Here is a 16,142-nt window from a genome sequence, read left to right as displayed (position 1 = left end):
GGCAAGTGCACCTACCCGTCGCTTCAGATTATCTGCAGTAATGCCGCTGCTTCTGTAATCCTTCACGATCGCTTCTATATAAAGATTCCTCTCCAGCTCATCGGAAAGCTCCAGCAGCATCTGCGCACACCGTTCAAAGAAACGGTTCTGACCCTGAGGATCTTCCATTGAAAAATCTCTCTCCGCCATATGCACCCGGAACATAAAGCTGTCCGTCGCCTGTTCCAGACGTTTCTCAAACTCCTCTGCACCAAGTGCCTTGATAAATTCGTCCGGATCCTTGTGTGGTCTTAGATTTACCACTCTGGACGTCAGACCTGCCTCACGCAGGATTGGAATTGCACGAAGGGCAGCTTTTACGCCAGCTTCATCACTGTCATACAGCAACAGAACTTCCTGTGTATAGCGCTTCAACAGGCTTGCATGTCCCGAAGTAAGTGCAGTTCCCAGTGATGCCACTGCATTGGTAAATCCTGCCTGATGCATGGAAATTACATCCATATACCCCTCACACAGGATCAGATAATTCTTTCTCGTTGTTCTTGCAACATTCAATCCGTACAAGTTCCGGCTCTTATCAAAGATCGTCGTCTCCGGTGAATTCAAATATTTCGGCTTCCCATCTCCCATAACACGGCCTCCGAATCCGATCACACGGCCATTCACATCCATGATTGGAAAAATAACTCTGTTCCAGAACTTATCATACATGCCCCGGCGCTCATCTACATTAAACAGACCAGAGTCTCTCAAAAGATCATCACTGTAATTCTTAGATTTCAGAAATTTGTACAGATCATCGCTGTATTTGTCCGAATATCCCAGTCCGAACTTCTTGATTGTTTCCTCACTTAATCCTCTGCCTGTCAGATATGCATATGCCTGCTTTCCAGTTTCGCGCCGCAGCTGATAATAAAAATACCTCGCTGCAAGTCTGTTGATCTCCAGAAGGACAGCCCTGCGTTCTGCCTTCCGTTTTGCCTCTCCGGAATATTCAATCTTCGGAAGCTGCACTCCGGCACGGTCTGCCAGATGCTGCAGCGCTTCTCCAAATGTATAATTCTCATACTCCATCACAAAGTTAAATACATTCCCGCCTGCTCCGCAGCCAAAACAATAGTACATCTGCTTTGACGGGGTCACAGAAAAAGAAGGGGTCTTCTCATTATGAAACGGACATAATCCGAAATAAGTGCTTCCTCTTCTGTTCAGCTTCACATACTGGGATACAACATCTACAATATCATTCTTCATTCTGACTTCTTCAATGATATCGTCTGAATAACGCATGTCCCGTCCTCCTTCTTAATAGACTTCCCATGCTCTTGGTATGTAAATCTCCCGGAACTTCTCCATAGAATACTGATCTGTCATTCCAGAAAGATAGTCACATACTACCTGTTCCTTCTTCTCTCCCCGCATGATCAGTTCTCTGTACTCTGTTGACATTGCCTCCGGGTGTTCAGCATAATATTCATATAGTTCCGTCAGCATCTTCACTACCTTAGATTCCTCTTTGTGGGCTACAGGATTCTCATATACATTCTGAAACATCAATGCTCTCAGTTCCATCATTGCTTCGTAAATCTCTGCTGACATCTTTATGGTATCCTGCTCCAGACTGTTCTCTATGATATTATGGACAAATGTATTAAGCCGCTCCCGGGTTGTATACCCCAGAAGTATTCGCAAAGTAATCGGAATATCATCCTCTGTAATGATCCCGGCTCTCTGTGCATCATCCATATCATGATGAATATATGCAATCTTGTCTGAAAGTCTCACTACCTGACCCTCAAGAGTGGATGGATTTCCGCTGGTCCTGTGATTCAGGATTCCGTCCCGGACTTCCCAGGTAAGATTTAATCCCTCTCCATTCTTCTCCAGTACCTGTGCAACCCTGACACTCTGTTTATAGTGGGCAAAGCCATCCGGATTCACTGCATCAAGAGCTCTCTCTCCGGCATGACCAAAAGGCGTATGTCCAAGGTCATGTCCAAGTGCGATTGCTTCCACAAGATCTTCATTCAGTCTCAAAGCCTTAGCTATGGTTCTGGCTATCTGTGATACCTCGAGTGTATGTGTCAGTCTGGTTCTGTAATGGTCACACTGAGGTGCCAGAAAAACCTGTGTCTTATCCTTCATCCTGCGAAAAGCTTTGCTATGAAGGATCCTGTCTCTGTCTCTCTGATAGACAGTCCGTACATCGCATTCTTCCTCCTGCCGCTCTCTGCCTCTGGAAAAAAGGCTGCATGCAGCATAGGGGCTGAGCATCTTTTGTTCTCGTTGTTCCATGCTTTCCCTTATATTCATAAGCGGTACCTCCACAAGCTGACAAAATACCTCTTATTAATTATATTCTACATAAAAATTCAAATTCCTCTTTTTTTCAAAAAAAATTTGATTTTTTTTTATTTTTTCAAAAAAGGTGTTGACATTATCTTTTATCTTTGGTATAGTATCACTTGTCGCGAGGGAGAGCAAAAGAATCCCAAAGAAATGCGATATGCGGAAGTGTCGGAACTGGCAGACGAGCAAGACTAAGGATCTTGTGAGCATTGCGCTCGTGTGGGTTCAAGTCCCATCTTCCGCATTTAAAGAATGAGGAACTGTGAGGAGTCATGGTGCCTTATTTTTTTGCGTTTTTGTCATAAAAGGATGTTAAAAATGGGATACAGCGGAATCCCATCATCCCTGCAGCGTTTCAAAAATGCACAAGTCTCTACATAAATATAAATATCCAGCCTTCCAATAAATCCATTCTTCTCAAATACAGTAATAAAAACTCCCGGAGAAATCGTACCTTTCTGTGGATGTTCCCATCTTACAAGAGCCTCAGCTCCAATAATCTGATCATTCTGCATATCATACTTTGGCTGAAAATATGCCTTGAACTGTTTTGTCTTAAGAGCTCCCTTCATCTCACCCAGACTCTCCAATGTCAGTGTCACAAAGTGATCCGCCTCATATCTGCAGCAGAGAGCCTTACTGTCTCTGCAAAGCTCCCGGATTACCATAGCCAGATACTGTAAAAAGCGATCACCTGACCGGACTCCATACAGATCATTGATCAACTTAAAATTCTCAACATTTATAAATACAATACTTGCCTGCTCCTTCGGATGTTTCTCCAGAAACTCCTTTCCTCTCAGATAAAATCCTTCTTTATTCAGAAGTCCTGTCAGAGAATCTCTTTCTATTTTCTTTCGGTAAAGCTCCTGCTCTGCTTTCTCAAACTTTCTTGCCGTTTTTTTCTTATTATATACTACAAATCCCAGACATACTGCCGCAAAGGCCACAGCCGCAAACACGACCATTGCATTACCCCTCTGCAGTTTTCCTGTTATTTCTTCTCCTCTGCCTCCACCTTCATCCAAAAATTCTTCAGTTCCGACTGTAACATGTTCTGTGTACTGTTCACCACCAACACACAGTTTCACCGGATAGAATACAGAATACAGAAAACATAAAAACTAAGATAAAAAGTACAGTCGACAGCTTTCGTATTCTTGCGTTCATATGCCACCCTCTTAAGTTATTTCTTTTTCAAATTGTTTTTATTGTAGCACATTATCGCATTAAACGCTATATTGTTTCTTATTTTACAGTATTACAACGATAAACACCCAGTCTGAACCCGCAAACTTCATTTGCATTTCAGATATCATCAACGTAATTCCGCAATTCTGCTGACAGCCACATAGATCTCCTGAATTTTATACCAGGTTGGATAATCTACAATTCCCGTCTGTCCCAGTCCAAAAATCCCCTGAAAAACCCAGACTGCATTTTTCGTCGCATCCCCATAGATTCCGTCTACTGTTACAGTCGGTACCGCCGGATATGCTCCTGCGATCGTATTTAACTGTTCCTGGATCTGGCTTACTTTATTTCCCGTTGCCCCAATATCCAGATCATATCCCGGCCAGGATGCAGGAATACCGGATACTGCCTCTGCTACATTAATATACATATCATTTCCATAAAAAGCCCTCAGAATCTCAATCGCAGAATATCCCTGATCTCCCAGCGCCTTACTGCCCCACTGTGTCATCCATCCTCTGCTCCTGCACTGTACCTGCTTTCCGTCACAATACTGTGTCAGGATAGGCTGACGTACATTTGGCCTGGATAGATAATTTTCAAAAAGTTCATCTACGATACGATCGATGCTGTCGAAAATATTTCTGCCATAAATCCATTTGTGGTCATATGCTGTGGAAGATGTGATTGTAAAATCATAACCCTTATTCCGGTACGTCGTGATAGTCAGTAATTCGGGGTAGGGTGAAGAAGTCATTCAGATTGATTTTGAAGCGGATATTGATATTATCTCTGGTAATATCAATTCTCTCGATCAGCTTATCTACAAGCACTCTCTTTGTTGTAGTATCTGCATTCCAGAACACATCCTGCCATGTGGGAATCCTGCTTCTGATGTTCTCCCAGTCATCCATGGAAACTTTCATTGCGTCCAGTTCTGCTTCCTTTTCTTCTACAATCCTTTTATGCTTCTTTTCCAGTTCCCTATGCTTCCTGATGATATCTGCCAGTTCCTCCAGACTTAAAGGATAATCTCCTGTCATGGCATTTGGAATGTTGCTCTCCATAACTGCAATCTTATTCTGGATATTTTTCAGTTCACTCTGCTCCCTGTCCAGTTCCGACTGCTTGATTACTTTCTGCCGGTTCTGATTTTCCTCAATCTGAGTAAATACATTCTCATTCTCCTGAAGCTTTCCGATATATTCAGCAAGTGCCTCAAATACCATAGGTTCAATCTGATCTGCGCGATACTGACTGGTTTTGTTATGGGGAACCCCGCTCCAGGCATTCTGGCATTTATAAATAGCTATCTTACTGGTACGCCTTTCTCCTGTATCCTTAATCGTCCAGTAATTATATCTGCTGCCATTTGTCATTTTTCGTCCACAGTAACCACAGTGAAGAACATCAATCAGTGCAAGCATCCCACTGTTTCTTCTTATTATAGTGACATCCTTATTTTCCGGAGATTTAATATATTTGTCACCTCTCTGTTTTCTGGTATCCTGTGTTCGGTTCCACACATTCTCATCTATAATCGTAATTTCAGGATCAGGCTTCTCGGCATATACCCAGTCTCTGCTTTCCAGCTTGTGATATCTGCCATCAATCCGTTCTCTCCGCTTATAGGCTGTATAGCCTGCATAAATTGGATTTGTAAGAATACTGACAATCGTACCACACTTCCAGACATCTCTGGGTGCTCTGTTCTTATAAACCTCATGCTCATTCAGAATCCTGGCAATCTTCGCCGCTCCAAATTCTTTATGTAAAGAAAGTTCATAAATATATTTTACCACTTCTGCCTGCTCCGGCACAACTACCAAATGATGCAAGGCACGGCCATGTTTGCTGACTTCCCCGGAAAGTTCCAGCTTATATCCGTATGGAGCCTTTCCACCCATGAACTTCCCTTTCTGCACCAGCTTCTGTGCGGTATCCTTTACACGCATTCCTGTATCGGAACTGCTTTTCTGGGCGTTTCCATATCTCAATGCCAGCATCATCTGACCCATGATATCATCAGATTCCGGGGAAATGCAGCCATCTTTAACTGTATAAATATCCACGCCAAAACTTTTCAAGCTCATAACATATGCGCCGATTTCCCACATACGCCTGCCGATACGGTCATCCTTGTATACAACCAGGATATCATATTCTTTCGCTTTTGCATCCTGCAGCGCTTCCTGCAGAATATTTCTGTCTGCCACTGCATTCTTGTAACCACTGTTACTGCCCTCGAAATATTCCTTTTCATCCAGCTGCCAGTCAGACTGGCTGAATATGTAATCTTTCACAAGCTGTCTCTGCACACTTAAATCTCCGTCCGCTTCCAGCTGCTGGTTGGAGCTTACACGGAGAAGCATTCTGACTCTCTTCATTGGATTTATCCTCCTAAAAAAATACAGGGGCAGGAAAATTTCCTGCCCCATTGGCCTTAACTGATGTAAATCTTGCGGGATTTCTCTTTCAGTTCTCCTGAAATGATGTCTTTCACTTCCTGCTCGATCAGTTCATCTCGCGCTGACTTTGGTGGAAATTCAAAGCTAATCTGCATGCCGTTCCGCTTGATTTTAACTGTGTCATATATCTTGTCTGTCATTGGCTTCCTCGCAGAGATTGCCTTTTCTACAATTTTATTGCTTGACAGCTCGTCATATGTAATCTTATTCATTTCGATGCCCTCCTTATACAGTAACCTGTCTCTGTTTTATAATCTGTTTTCACAATTATTGGTCTTCCAATACGCCGTCCCTCAATTTCCAAGTCTCCAATAGCTATAGATTCTCCAATTTTCAAATGCTTTAACTGCAAAATCATGCGTTCCACATTCGTTCCATCAATCTGCTGAGCAAGAATTCTGGCTTCGCTTACTGCCGGCCGAAAATATAATCTCACAGCAGCTTGGTTCAATGCTACCAAAGTTTCCTTTGAAAACGTTGCCAATGTTTGTGTCGCCAGTACCATATCCACACCGTACTTTCTGGCTTCTCTGAGCATCTGTTCAATGGAAGAATTTTTCCCTAACATCAGATTTTGGAATTCATCAATCACCACTGTAATTTTATTTGCTCTCGCTTCACGAGCTTTTTTCCAAAGATTTCTCTGTTCCAATTTCCTCTAACCCAGCTTCTATGGCAGAAAAATCACTGGTAAATTTGTTTTTATTTTTAATGGCCCATAATATTGCAGTCCTCAATATGCCTCGCTGCCGATCTCCCGCTTTTGTCGTACAAAGCATAAGATTTGCTATCTCTGACACATATTCAGAAACTTCATCAGACGGTCTGTTTAAAATTTCTGTATCCAGAAAATTCAAAGCAATGCCATCTTTACGAGCAACAATAACATTTTCACCATTCACAGAATAATGGCTACCATCTAAATCTAAAACAATTATTGTACCACCATCATTAATTACATTTTTTTCAATGTCACAAATTCTCTGAGATTTTCCAGTTCCACTTATCCCCGAAATTATAATGCTCTTATTCGGAGAATCTGAAGAAGTTCTAACTTTAGTTCCATTTGATAATACGCCAATATATCTCATATCTCTCATAATGTTGCCTCCTAGTTTTTATTCCAAAAAATCTTCCAGCATCAGGTTATCTTGGAAACTTAACATAGTCTTTTGTACCTTAATCGCACGCATACGCCCACAATAACCGGACATTGTTGTAAAGCGTTTCTTTATTGTGTACCCCTGCCCATTGCAAACTATAATTCCTTGATCTTTTAACATCTTTTTCAGTTCACCAATCGCCATTGTTTCCATCAGAGGCTGTGCGATTTCCTTAATAAGACGTTCCGGAAAATAATAAAACTCTTCGTCATACAGAATAGCTTTATCAACTTTCATTGCCTCGTATGCATGACCTGAGACATTATCCACATTTGATACAACGACATCCACATGTTCCATCAAAAAGTTCCATATCAAAGATGATATTTCTTCTTCTATATCACAATAATCTGAGTAGTCGTCAAAACCTTTTACAATTTCTGAAATATCAGCCATATATGCTTTACAGAAATTTTCTGCACTCGCTTCAGAACAATTATTTGCATAATACAGTTCCCAAATATAACCAATGACATCAAGTACTCGAAACGCCGGATATTTATCGGAATATTTATCGGAATATTCGTTACTATTATGCAAATTTTCTTCATTTAAATATTGAAGAATTGATTTTTTTACAAACCCCACATTCTCAATAACAAACTCTCTGAACGCTTTGTACTCTTCGCTGAATGCAGAAATACTTCCTGCATTTCTTATTCTGAATACGTAACTATCTTCACGCAGAAAGAATGGAAGAATTCCACTTACGACTAAAGTTGGTAAGAATTCACGTTTCATCAAGAAGTCTTTTATGTCTTCAACATTATCTCCATCTTTTAACATATGTACTCCAGCCTGATAATTCAGTACTTTTGTACTTTTGAGCTTTTGAATAATTTTACCATCCACTTTACTTTCACATTCCTGGCACCAAAGCCTTGCCTGTGTATTTGAATCCATTAAAACAACTACTCCTAAATCTATATCTGTATCTGTAGCCTGTAAAAGTGGTCGCATAAATGCAAGTCCAAAAATCATTCGCAATACATTCTGTTCATCTACTCTGCCCATTTTTTCACATCCTCCCAAATAACTCTGGAATCATCAATAAACTGCATCTGTCCCTCTTCATCGATCCACCATCCATAATGTTCTGCTATCAGGACATCATTTTCATCCTTGTTATAGACCGCAGTCCAAATTTTAACGAGATAATCTTTCTGCGCCTTCCTATTTGCCGCATATACCTCACAGCCTTTAGCGTTAAATTTTGTCAGTAAATATTCAGGATCACCCACTTTACTGTCTTTTAGATAAATAACCACATGTCTCGCGGATACCTCGCACTCAAAAGCCCAAATAATTTCCGCGTCTCCTTTAGCCATTAAGCGTGTCAGATGTGGATGAGTAAAATTGCAGACATATCTTTCTTTTGATTCAAAATCCAAATTTTGGGTTTCGACTGTCACTCTACCGTCTTCTAAAACAGTTACAACTTCAACCTGTTTTTTTCTTTTTTCACTAATTTTCTGGCGCTGAAGTTCTCGCGCAATCTCATAATCCAGCTGAATGTCTTTCCGATTGATGTTTTTGATAGCATCTTTCTTGATTTCTGCCTCATAGTTTGTTATACTTGGAACGTAATTATAAAAATCATTCATATTCGTTCTCTCCTTTTCTTTGATTTTTGATTTCCGGTTACATTCTTACCATACCACACAATAAAGCTCTCTAATGTCACAAGCAGGTGCGACAACCCTGTAGCCATTTTTCCTCAGTGTTTTCAAGCATTTTCCAAAGGAGCAAACACCATGACTGATGAAAACATCTTCAAAAAAATTGTATTAATTTTAAAACAATCTGCGAACTATAGTATTTCTGTAATCGACAGTGTAAACTACCTACTCGGCAACAAATTAGAAGAAACTGAATCCCATCCATTATCTGAAACCATGCTACAGGATATATCCAATAGCAAAAGAATTCCTTCTCAAACTATTTTAAATTATCTTGCAGCTTCTGATGACTGGAGTCTCTCTAGGCTTAGTTATTTTTATGGTCTTGACAGAGATCTAACTACCTCTGAATCTGAAAGGCTAGTTGCAAACATTTCCGCGTTATATACCAAATATTTTCCCCGTTCTTCTTTGAACGACTTTAGCGATCAAATCAAGGCTTTGATACGTTTACATTTTTTCGGCACCGCTGATACTGCTATATTTCCTAAATATACACAAACGACTATTGATTACTATGTTCCTTGGTCTGATAAGAATACGGAATTACGTGATAGCCTAAAAGAATCAAATATCGTGTTTGTAAGCGGTTTCCCTGGCACGGGAAAAAAGCAACTGGTACGTCATTATCTTGATTATGCTCTATCCCATCGCAGCTATCTTCCATACAATATAGCATGGTTAGATGTAACTTCATCGGATTCTTCACTAAAGGCAGCATTCTCTAAATCTTTCACCTTTTTGGGAAACGAACTTACTGATTTAAGCCAAAAGTGTGACCTTCTAAAACAGAAGACCACACCTGCTATCGTAATTATTAACTGTCCTTTCTTACAAAAGGAAGATTTTGACTTTATTAGTCAGTATTTAGAACCTACAAAAATTAAATATATTATTATCACGCGTACTCCAATAGATAACTCCAGAGTTTCAGTACAGCTTGCCAAATATGATGAACTTGTTCTGAAAAGAATATTTAGTAAACTGCTTCCTAAGAGCAAACTTTTTTCTGATGACGACTTCAAAACTCTGTGCTCCAGAGTCAGCTACAATCCTTTGGCAATCTCTTTAATTGCTAAAATGCTGAAAAAATCTGATTCAAATAAAAGGCGAAGTTTAAAAGCAGCTCTTTTAGATTCCAAGACATGGATTTGGCATGAGAAAAATCTTCCGAGAACACATAGTTCTTACAAATCTACAGATAAAACCGGAGTGTATATAACTGCAATATTACAAAGAATGCTGTCAGATTTCCCAGAGTGGTTTATGAACAGTAATTTATCCGAGCTGGCATTATGGACGAGATATTCAATTCCTATGGCATATTTAAAAACAATTGTTGATTTTAAAACTATACATACCGCAATAGAATACGGACTTCTTCAGTTTAACGATAAGGAACGGGCAATAATATCTATGCCAACCCTACTTGCTGAAACTATACTCAACAAATACCCACTCACTTTTTTAGATTATGAAGAAAAATTCCGTAAAGTTATATATCAATCCATGATTACCAAAGTCTCTGCTGAAAATTTCGATTTAGTATATTGCACTATTTATAACTCCCTTTTTTATTTTCAACATGATACTATCAAGTTAAAGTCACGTCCATCTCAAAACGATCAAATTCGCATTGATTCATGGAACAGCTTTCTTTCAGATGCAGTCTTATACTATTCCAGCCTCGGACACAAAAAATTTTCAGATGACTTAACCAAGGAATTATATATTACATCGAATTATAATAATGAAATAAGTAAAAAGCTTACACCAATACAGGCAGCGTCAAAAGACTCTGTTGAACTCTCACTCTATTGTGCATTTGGTGGTGATAAAGATCACATTGTAGAAAGTATAGATAAACAACTTTCTAACTTTGACCAATTACCTGATTGGGTTAATCTTAAAAATCCTATAAATTTTTTTAACATAGGAAAACAGGTTTCTAATATATTTATGATTACATTTGACCGATTCATTATGCAGATTTATAAAGATATTAAATCACATCTTGCCTATAGTATTCCTCTGGATAAAGTATGCTCTTCTTATATAGCAACACTTACTCAAGTGGTAAAATGTTCTTCCCAGAACTCTTTACCGGAAACAACCACTTGTTATGTGAATATGATTTATCACTATCTCTCAGCTGTATTTTATCCAGAATACAAAATGCGTTACATAAAATTCGGTGAAGAATACTATCACGTACTAAAGGGAAGTCCTGTGGCATCCTATGACTTAAAATTTAAAGCTGACCTGCAACGTTTCTTCCATATACTAATGCAAAGTTATCATCCCTTTGTATATTGTCACTTAGTTCCATCTGCAGATACATACATCAATTTTTCTCATACTTATAATGAATTATATCTGGAATGGAAAGATAAAATATGCAGTAGTCAGAATATCCAGTTCCTTTTTACTGTTACTAGTTTCTATCTGAAAATGTTGGATATTCCCACTAACTATGTTGCATACAATCCTAATACTTTGCTTAAAATTCATGACGCATTAAATCGTTTTGAGAATCTGCTTACCAAGCATATTTCCCCATCTGAAGAAGAATATAAGTCAGCCTTGACCGCACTTAATGACTGTCGTGAGCTTTTAAAATTAATGGATTTATCATATAAAACCAGAACACTTAAATAGCATCTCGTTGCTGATTGTGCCCAGTTTTTTGGAAACTTTTTAAAATTTTTCATCAAAAAAGCAGGTTTTTTCCTGCTTTTTGTTCTTTTTCTATTTTTTATTTTCTAATTTCTGGGCACACTTGCTTCTACACATCACGTTATGTCATAACCTCTACCTTTTGATACACCAGCTTCTGCGTCCGTTCTGGTGTATCAGAAGGTCTGATTTTCTTTTTGAAATATGTCTCAAAACGAACTGACTTTTTGATTCATTTTTCCTCAAATTCTTTCACTTTCCGATAGAAGCTTGCGCTTTTCATTCCCAACATCTCCATTGCCTTGCGTGCTGTTATGTTTCCTCTTTTCCATTGCGAATAAACTTCAGTAAAATTATCCGGAACAGATAGTACCGGTCTGCCAAGATGCTTTCCCGCTTTCTTTGCAGCGTCTATTCCCTCTCTCTGTCGTTTACGTATTGTCAGTCTTTCCTGCTCTGCAATGCTTGACAAGACTTCTATCAGGACATTCTGTATCATTTCCAGAATCCATTGTTGCCCCTCTGGAACTTCTACTAATGATGTAGGCAGATCAAGGATTTTCAATCTGACTTTCTTCTCCTTAAACCATTGCAGTTCCTGTTTGATATCTTCCTTATTTCTGGACAAACGATCAAGTGACGTCACATACAATGTATCTCCTTCTCGCAATCCAAGTCTCCCTTTCAAAGCCTGATAGCCTTCACGCTCTGTGTTCTTACCACTGGCTTTATCCACCACAATATTTTCCTCTGAAACAAACTCTTTCAAAGCCAGAATCTGCCTGTCAAGATTCTGTTCTGTACTGCTTACTCTTGCATATCCATATTTCATTCTAATCTCATTTCCCTTATTATTTTCTAAATTCCTATAAAAAATACACTCTCATCCTTTGCTTATTACGGTGCAGAACTTCCTCGTTCTACACCGTATATACCTCATTCTACGAGATTTAATCGGAAAACAGAAACTTCATAGGCTCTCTTTTTGACCTTTTCATTTGCTTCCATCTTCTCATATTCCCTGCTCTGTATTCTGCCAGTTACCTGTACCTGATCTCCAACTTTGAGTCTGGACACATATCTTGCCATTCGCCCCCACACAATACATGGGATATAGTCCGTTCTTCCATATTCTCTGTTTACTGCCAGCAAAACATCTGCAATTTCCCGCCCCAAAGGTGTTTTTCGATAAACAGGTGGTTTACATAAAAATCCATGCAATAATATCTCGTTCATGCTCCCAGCTTCTTCAACCGAATTTAAAAGATTTAACTCTTTTACAAAAGCATGGAGCAACAATCTTGTTTTTATTTGCTCATGGTTATTATACGATCTGAATTGTCCAGTCACACAAACCAGCTGTCCTTCATAATTTTTCGTATTGTCAAGCAATCGTTCCGATAAAAGCAGTGGAATAAGGTCACATTGACCACTCTGCCGATTCACCTGCAGTATTGTCCTGTAAAAAGCTTCTCCCTTATGTTCCATCTGAAATTTAAACGGTGCTACGATTTTTCCTGCCAGCATAACTTTGTTATTATCACTCTTACCCTCCATATTCATCCTCCCAAATTTGCGTAAAAAAAGAGACAGGAATAATTCCCATCTCTTCACAGTCCCAGTTTTTCCTTTACGTCTTCTGATGAAATCCATCCATTTTCACGCGCAGACTGCTCACCTTTTTCCAGTTTTGACATCAATTGTGCAATTTCATGTGACTTATCATAATCTTCCATATCAGATATTTGCTTAATGTTAAGCATACAAGCAGCTCCCTCTTTCCTATAATGCCATATAGTATCATCCCCTTTCTTAAATTTCAATGCAGATTAACATGTTTCTTGTACAGCAATCTATTTTTTACTCCAGCATCTCAATCTGATCTGTTTCTGCATTATAATAATAAATATGCTTAGTAAGCACATCATCTTCCGGGGTTGATTCCTTTATGGTATCGTCCAGCACTGATGCCAGATCTTCTGGTTCTATCATCCTTGCATTATGTACCATCACCTCATGTATACTTGTGAATACCAGATACAGTTCATCTGTATTTATTTTATCGCAGAATAATCTTGCAACACCCGGATAGAATATTGCCACCGCTCCATTTGTTTTCTGTCCTGTACTCAGGCAGTTTCCCATTTCATCCTGAAACGGGATATAATCAGGAGCATCAATATCTTCCCCATCATATTCAGGATTCAGGAGCATCTTCATCATGTCATATACTTTTGGCGGCATCATTGATGCAGTATTCTTTAAGGCAGCCATAAAAACATCCTCATTCTCCAAATCCCATCTTTCCACACATTGTAATGGTACTTTAAGGCTGGTCAGCATCCCATCTTCATCAAAAATTTTCATATACAGGGTGAGTGCAATATCTCCATTTCGCTTATAAAAAGCTTTTTCCAGCTCAGTTTTATTCTTCTCAAAATTGATCAGTCGGATAAACAGGTTTTCTTTTACCTGCTCATAATCTTTTAATTTCTTCAGCTTATCCGGCACACACATATCATCAAAGTTTTCCACTGACTGCTTTACTTCCTTCACAAGCGCCTGGAATGTTATTTTTCTCTGTATCCACTGGTTATAAGATTCTACTGTAAACAACCGGAAAATATTAAAACTGCTATTATCCTCACTCATATATACCCAGATACTGTCCTGTGGCATTTTTTCATCTGATTCATGAAACTCTGTCTTTAATCCTGTCTCTTCTTTGATCTCTGCCATTAACACTTCTACAAACTCTCTATACTCCATCATGTTCTGTTCCTCCACTTCTTTTACTTTATGCTGCTGTTTTTGTTCTCCTTAATCCACTAAGTGCTCTTTTATAGGTATTCTGGTCCATTTCCTTTACACTTGTGATCCCATATCTGCTCAGTATCTTCTGTACTGTCACTCCGGTCCTTCCCAGTTCTGCATACAGATTCTGGATATCCTGATCTGATATCATCTCTGCCTGCTCTTCCTTCTGGTCTATTTCTATTGACTGCCGGAATGTGGAAGCTGTCCGATATGTATATACCGTTTCCCCTCTCTGGTTTACGATCTCCAGATCTGTGATTGTCTTATCTGCAGTAGTGTGTATATTCTTCACAGAAAATCTGTCCTTTACATACTTCTTCCCATTTTTATCACCCACCTGAACTTTATTTATGGGAATATAAATAAAAGGAGCCGAATACAGCTCCCTTCCAATCCCGATATTAAAGCAGGCTCTCTTAAATGAATCTGATGCAGCACCTTTGGCTTTCTCATAATCACTTTCCGTTCCCACATCCTCTTTTTGCACCCACTGCTGTTTTTCATCATCCCAGATACTGAGGATGCAGTATAACTCACTGCCGATCATGTTATGTCTCCTCTGCCATCCGCAGATGCCAAATACCTCATCCAGTATTGTCTGATCTACCCTGGCATTTTTATAAAGGAGCAGAGTAATCCCCTGCTCCATGACGGTTCCCACACGACATTCTATCTCTTCAGGATTTAGATTCCTGATCTTTTTTTCTGCCATAGCCTCTGATTTCTCCTATAATTCTTTCATAATCCAAGATTCTTTTTATATGGATTGATACTGCCGGATTCTGTAAATACATCCTGGCATCTTTTACACTGCTTTTTAATGTTCATCAATCCCATATGAATCTTCTCCCTAAAGACAACTATTTTATTTTCCCTGTTTCATTTCCCCCTTATCAGTTATCGTATAAATATAGTTATGAGTATCAATATGCAGATATTTCTCCCCTCTGGATACAAGTTCCAGTTCACTTTGATGTATGGAATCTATTTCTAATCCCAGATCCATTTCTTTGTTTAATTCATACGGAACTACTGCATACAACAGATTCCATACCGTTCTGTTCAGGCTCTCCTTATTCGGCGCACTGCTTACTGCATATAATTTATCGGAATCTTTAAATTTCACGATATCACCGTTTTTATACTCCGCAGTCTTTTTATAATCTCCGATATCCCTTCGTATCGGTTCACACCCGTAGACATTTTCATATCTTTTACTTTTTCTTGTTTTGAAATCGTATCTGTATTCCACATAATCTACGTATTTCAGATATTCGCCGTTGGCCCTGATATCATGAGCAAACCATAGCATATCCACAGAACCAGAATCATATCCTGCCGGATCAAATTTGTCATTAAGTATTTTGATATAAATATCGTATTCGTCATTTACCAGATCATACGGGCATTCTTCCGGATCATCAGAATCAATTCTTTCGTACACATCGTCAAATATCTCTGATATATATTTTTCTGCTTCTTCTAATGTCTCAAATAAATCCTGATGTGACTGCATCCAATACCTGTCATCTTCTGTATGATATTCCCCGTTTGGATATCTTACTTTCACCAGACAATTAAATACCGCTAATATATTTTTCATAGAATTTTCTCCTACTCCCTATTATAGTTATCATTATAATACATAATCGTATTTAGCCGATATAGTATTTCATTTTTTTATTCTGTCTATAATGTACCCATAACAGTGGACACGCGAATTAGTGTAGTACCCGTTTTACGGACACCCACACAAGACATGCCCCTGTTCTTAGACACTGTTCCCATGTGAACCC

16 protein-coding genes, 1 tRNA gene and 1 pseudogene are annotated in these 16,142 nt (G+C 39.0%); 2 read left to right on the top strand and 16 right to left on the bottom strand.

Features of this window, described 5'->3' with window-relative positions:
* Positions 1-1,290: DNA primase (gene dnaG / locus ACTNES_RS14130; RefSeq protein WP_441039754.1), on the bottom strand; the 1,290-nt coding region annotated here is incomplete at its 3' end.
* 15 nt (positions 1,291-1,305) lie between these two features.
* Entirely contained in the window at positions 1,306-2,313 is a 1,008-nt protein-coding gene (locus ACTNES_RS14125; RefSeq protein WP_291817333.1) for a deoxyguanosinetriphosphate triphosphohydrolase, read from the bottom strand.
* A 195-nt stretch (positions 2,314-2,508) separates the two neighbouring features.
* Here ACTNES_RS14125 and ACTNES_RS14120 point away from each other — a divergent pair.
* Positions 2,509-2,593: transfer RNA gene (locus ACTNES_RS14120), tRNA-Leu, on the top strand.
* Positions 2,594-2,648: 55 nt separating this feature from the next.
* Here the strand turns inward: ACTNES_RS14120 and ACTNES_RS14115 are convergent.
* The 8 genes and pseudogenes from ACTNES_RS14115 to ACTNES_RS14080 all read right to left on the bottom strand — a co-directional run bounded on the left by ACTNES_RS14115 (position 2,649) and on the right by ACTNES_RS14080 (position 8,778).
* Complete coding sequence (locus tag ACTNES_RS14115) at positions 2,649-3,377, bottom strand: GGDEF domain-containing phosphodiesterase (protein ID WP_291817335.1); 729 nt, start codon at positions 3,375-3,377, stop codon at positions 2,649-2,651.
* 290 nt (positions 3,378-3,667) lie between these two features.
* Positions 3,668-4,258: pseudogene (locus ACTNES_RS14110) on the bottom strand (peptidoglycan-binding protein); the annotation flags it as partial.
* On the bottom strand, positions 4,248-5,930 hold the full coding sequence (locus ACTNES_RS14105) for a recombinase family protein (RefSeq protein WP_291817336.1): 1,683 nt from the start codon (positions 5,928-5,930) through the stop codon (positions 4,248-4,250). The gene ACTNES_RS14105 and the pseudogene ACTNES_RS14110, both read right to left, overlap by 11 nt.
* A 56-nt stretch (positions 5,931-5,986) precedes the next feature.
* Positions 5,987-6,223, bottom strand: coding sequence for a hypothetical protein (locus ACTNES_RS14100; protein WP_291817338.1), 237 nt, complete (start codon positions 6,221-6,223; stop codon positions 5,987-5,989).
* Complete coding sequence (locus ACTNES_RS14095) at positions 6,220-6,663, bottom strand: type IV secretion system DNA-binding domain-containing protein (RefSeq protein WP_441039751.1); 444 nt, start codon at positions 6,661-6,663, stop codon at positions 6,220-6,222. The genes ACTNES_RS14100 and ACTNES_RS14095 overlap by 4 nt, the downstream gene beginning before the upstream one ends.
* Positions 6,629-7,111: a helicase HerA domain-containing protein gene (locus tag ACTNES_RS14090; protein ID WP_441039749.1), complete on the bottom strand. Its 483-nt coding sequence runs from the start codon at positions 7,109-7,111 to the stop codon at positions 6,629-6,631. The genes ACTNES_RS14095 and ACTNES_RS14090 overlap by 35 nt, the downstream gene beginning before the upstream one ends.
* Positions 7,112-7,129: 18 nt before the next feature.
* Complete coding sequence (locus ACTNES_RS14085) at positions 7,130-8,188, bottom strand: hypothetical protein (RefSeq protein WP_291817341.1); 1,059 nt, start codon at positions 8,186-8,188, stop codon at positions 7,130-7,132.
* Positions 8,176-8,778, bottom strand: coding sequence for a hypothetical protein (locus tag ACTNES_RS14080; protein ID WP_291817343.1), 603 nt, complete (start codon positions 8,776-8,778; stop codon positions 8,176-8,178). The genes ACTNES_RS14085 and ACTNES_RS14080 overlap by 13 nt, the downstream gene beginning before the upstream one ends.
* A 150-nt stretch (positions 8,779-8,928) precedes the next feature.
* Here ACTNES_RS14080 and ACTNES_RS14075 point away from each other — a divergent pair, with 150 nt between their 5' ends.
* Positions 8,929-11,511, top strand: a complete 2,583-nt coding sequence (locus tag ACTNES_RS14075; RefSeq protein ID WP_441039745.1) for a hypothetical protein — start codon at positions 8,929-8,931, stop codon at positions 11,509-11,511.
* A gap of 250 nt (positions 11,512-11,761) precedes the next feature.
* On the opposite strand, the gene ACTNES_RS14070 is transcribed toward ACTNES_RS14075, so the two are convergent.
* From ACTNES_RS14070 to ACTNES_RS14045, 6 genes are all read right to left on the bottom strand, one after another.
* Positions 11,762-12,361, bottom strand: a complete 600-nt coding sequence (locus ACTNES_RS14070) for a recombinase family protein (RefSeq protein ID WP_291817348.1) — start codon at positions 12,359-12,361, stop codon at positions 11,762-11,764.
* A gap of 104 nt (positions 12,362-12,465) precedes the next feature.
* Positions 12,466-13,086: a single-stranded DNA-binding protein gene (locus ACTNES_RS14065; protein WP_291817350.1), complete on the bottom strand. Its 621-nt coding sequence runs from the start codon at positions 13,084-13,086 to the stop codon at positions 12,466-12,468.
* 53 nt (positions 13,087-13,139) lie between these two features.
* The gene (locus ACTNES_RS14060; RefSeq protein ID WP_441039743.1) at positions 13,140-13,292 is read right to left on the bottom strand and encodes a hypothetical protein; all 153 of its coding nucleotides are present in this window, start codon (positions 13,290-13,292) and stop codon (positions 13,140-13,142) included.
* 97 nt (positions 13,293-13,389) lie between these two features.
* The gene (locus ACTNES_RS14055; RefSeq protein ID WP_291817355.1) at positions 13,390-14,301 is read right to left on the bottom strand and encodes a DUF5688 family protein; all 912 of its coding nucleotides are present in this window, start codon (positions 14,299-14,301) and stop codon (positions 13,390-13,392) included.
* Positions 14,302-14,326: 25 nt separating this feature from the next.
* The gene (locus ACTNES_RS14050; protein ID WP_291817357.1) at positions 14,327-15,058 is read right to left on the bottom strand and encodes a Rad52/Rad22 family DNA repair protein; all 732 of its coding nucleotides are present in this window, start codon (positions 15,056-15,058) and stop codon (positions 14,327-14,329) included.
* A 153-nt stretch (positions 15,059-15,211) separates the two neighbouring features.
* A complete protein-coding gene (locus ACTNES_RS14045) occupies positions 15,212-15,949 on the bottom strand; it encodes a hypothetical protein (RefSeq protein ID WP_291817359.1) in 738 nt (245 codons plus the stop codon).
* Positions 15,950-16,142 lie beyond the last annotated feature (193 nt).

This window comes from Blautia sp. HCP3S3_D9, from assembly GCF_052063845.1.
Lineage (GTDB): Bacteria > Bacillota > Clostridia > Lachnospirales > Lachnospiraceae > Blautia_A.
Note: the sequence above shows the minus strand (reverse complement) of the source record. Positions and strands in the feature narration are given on the sequence as shown.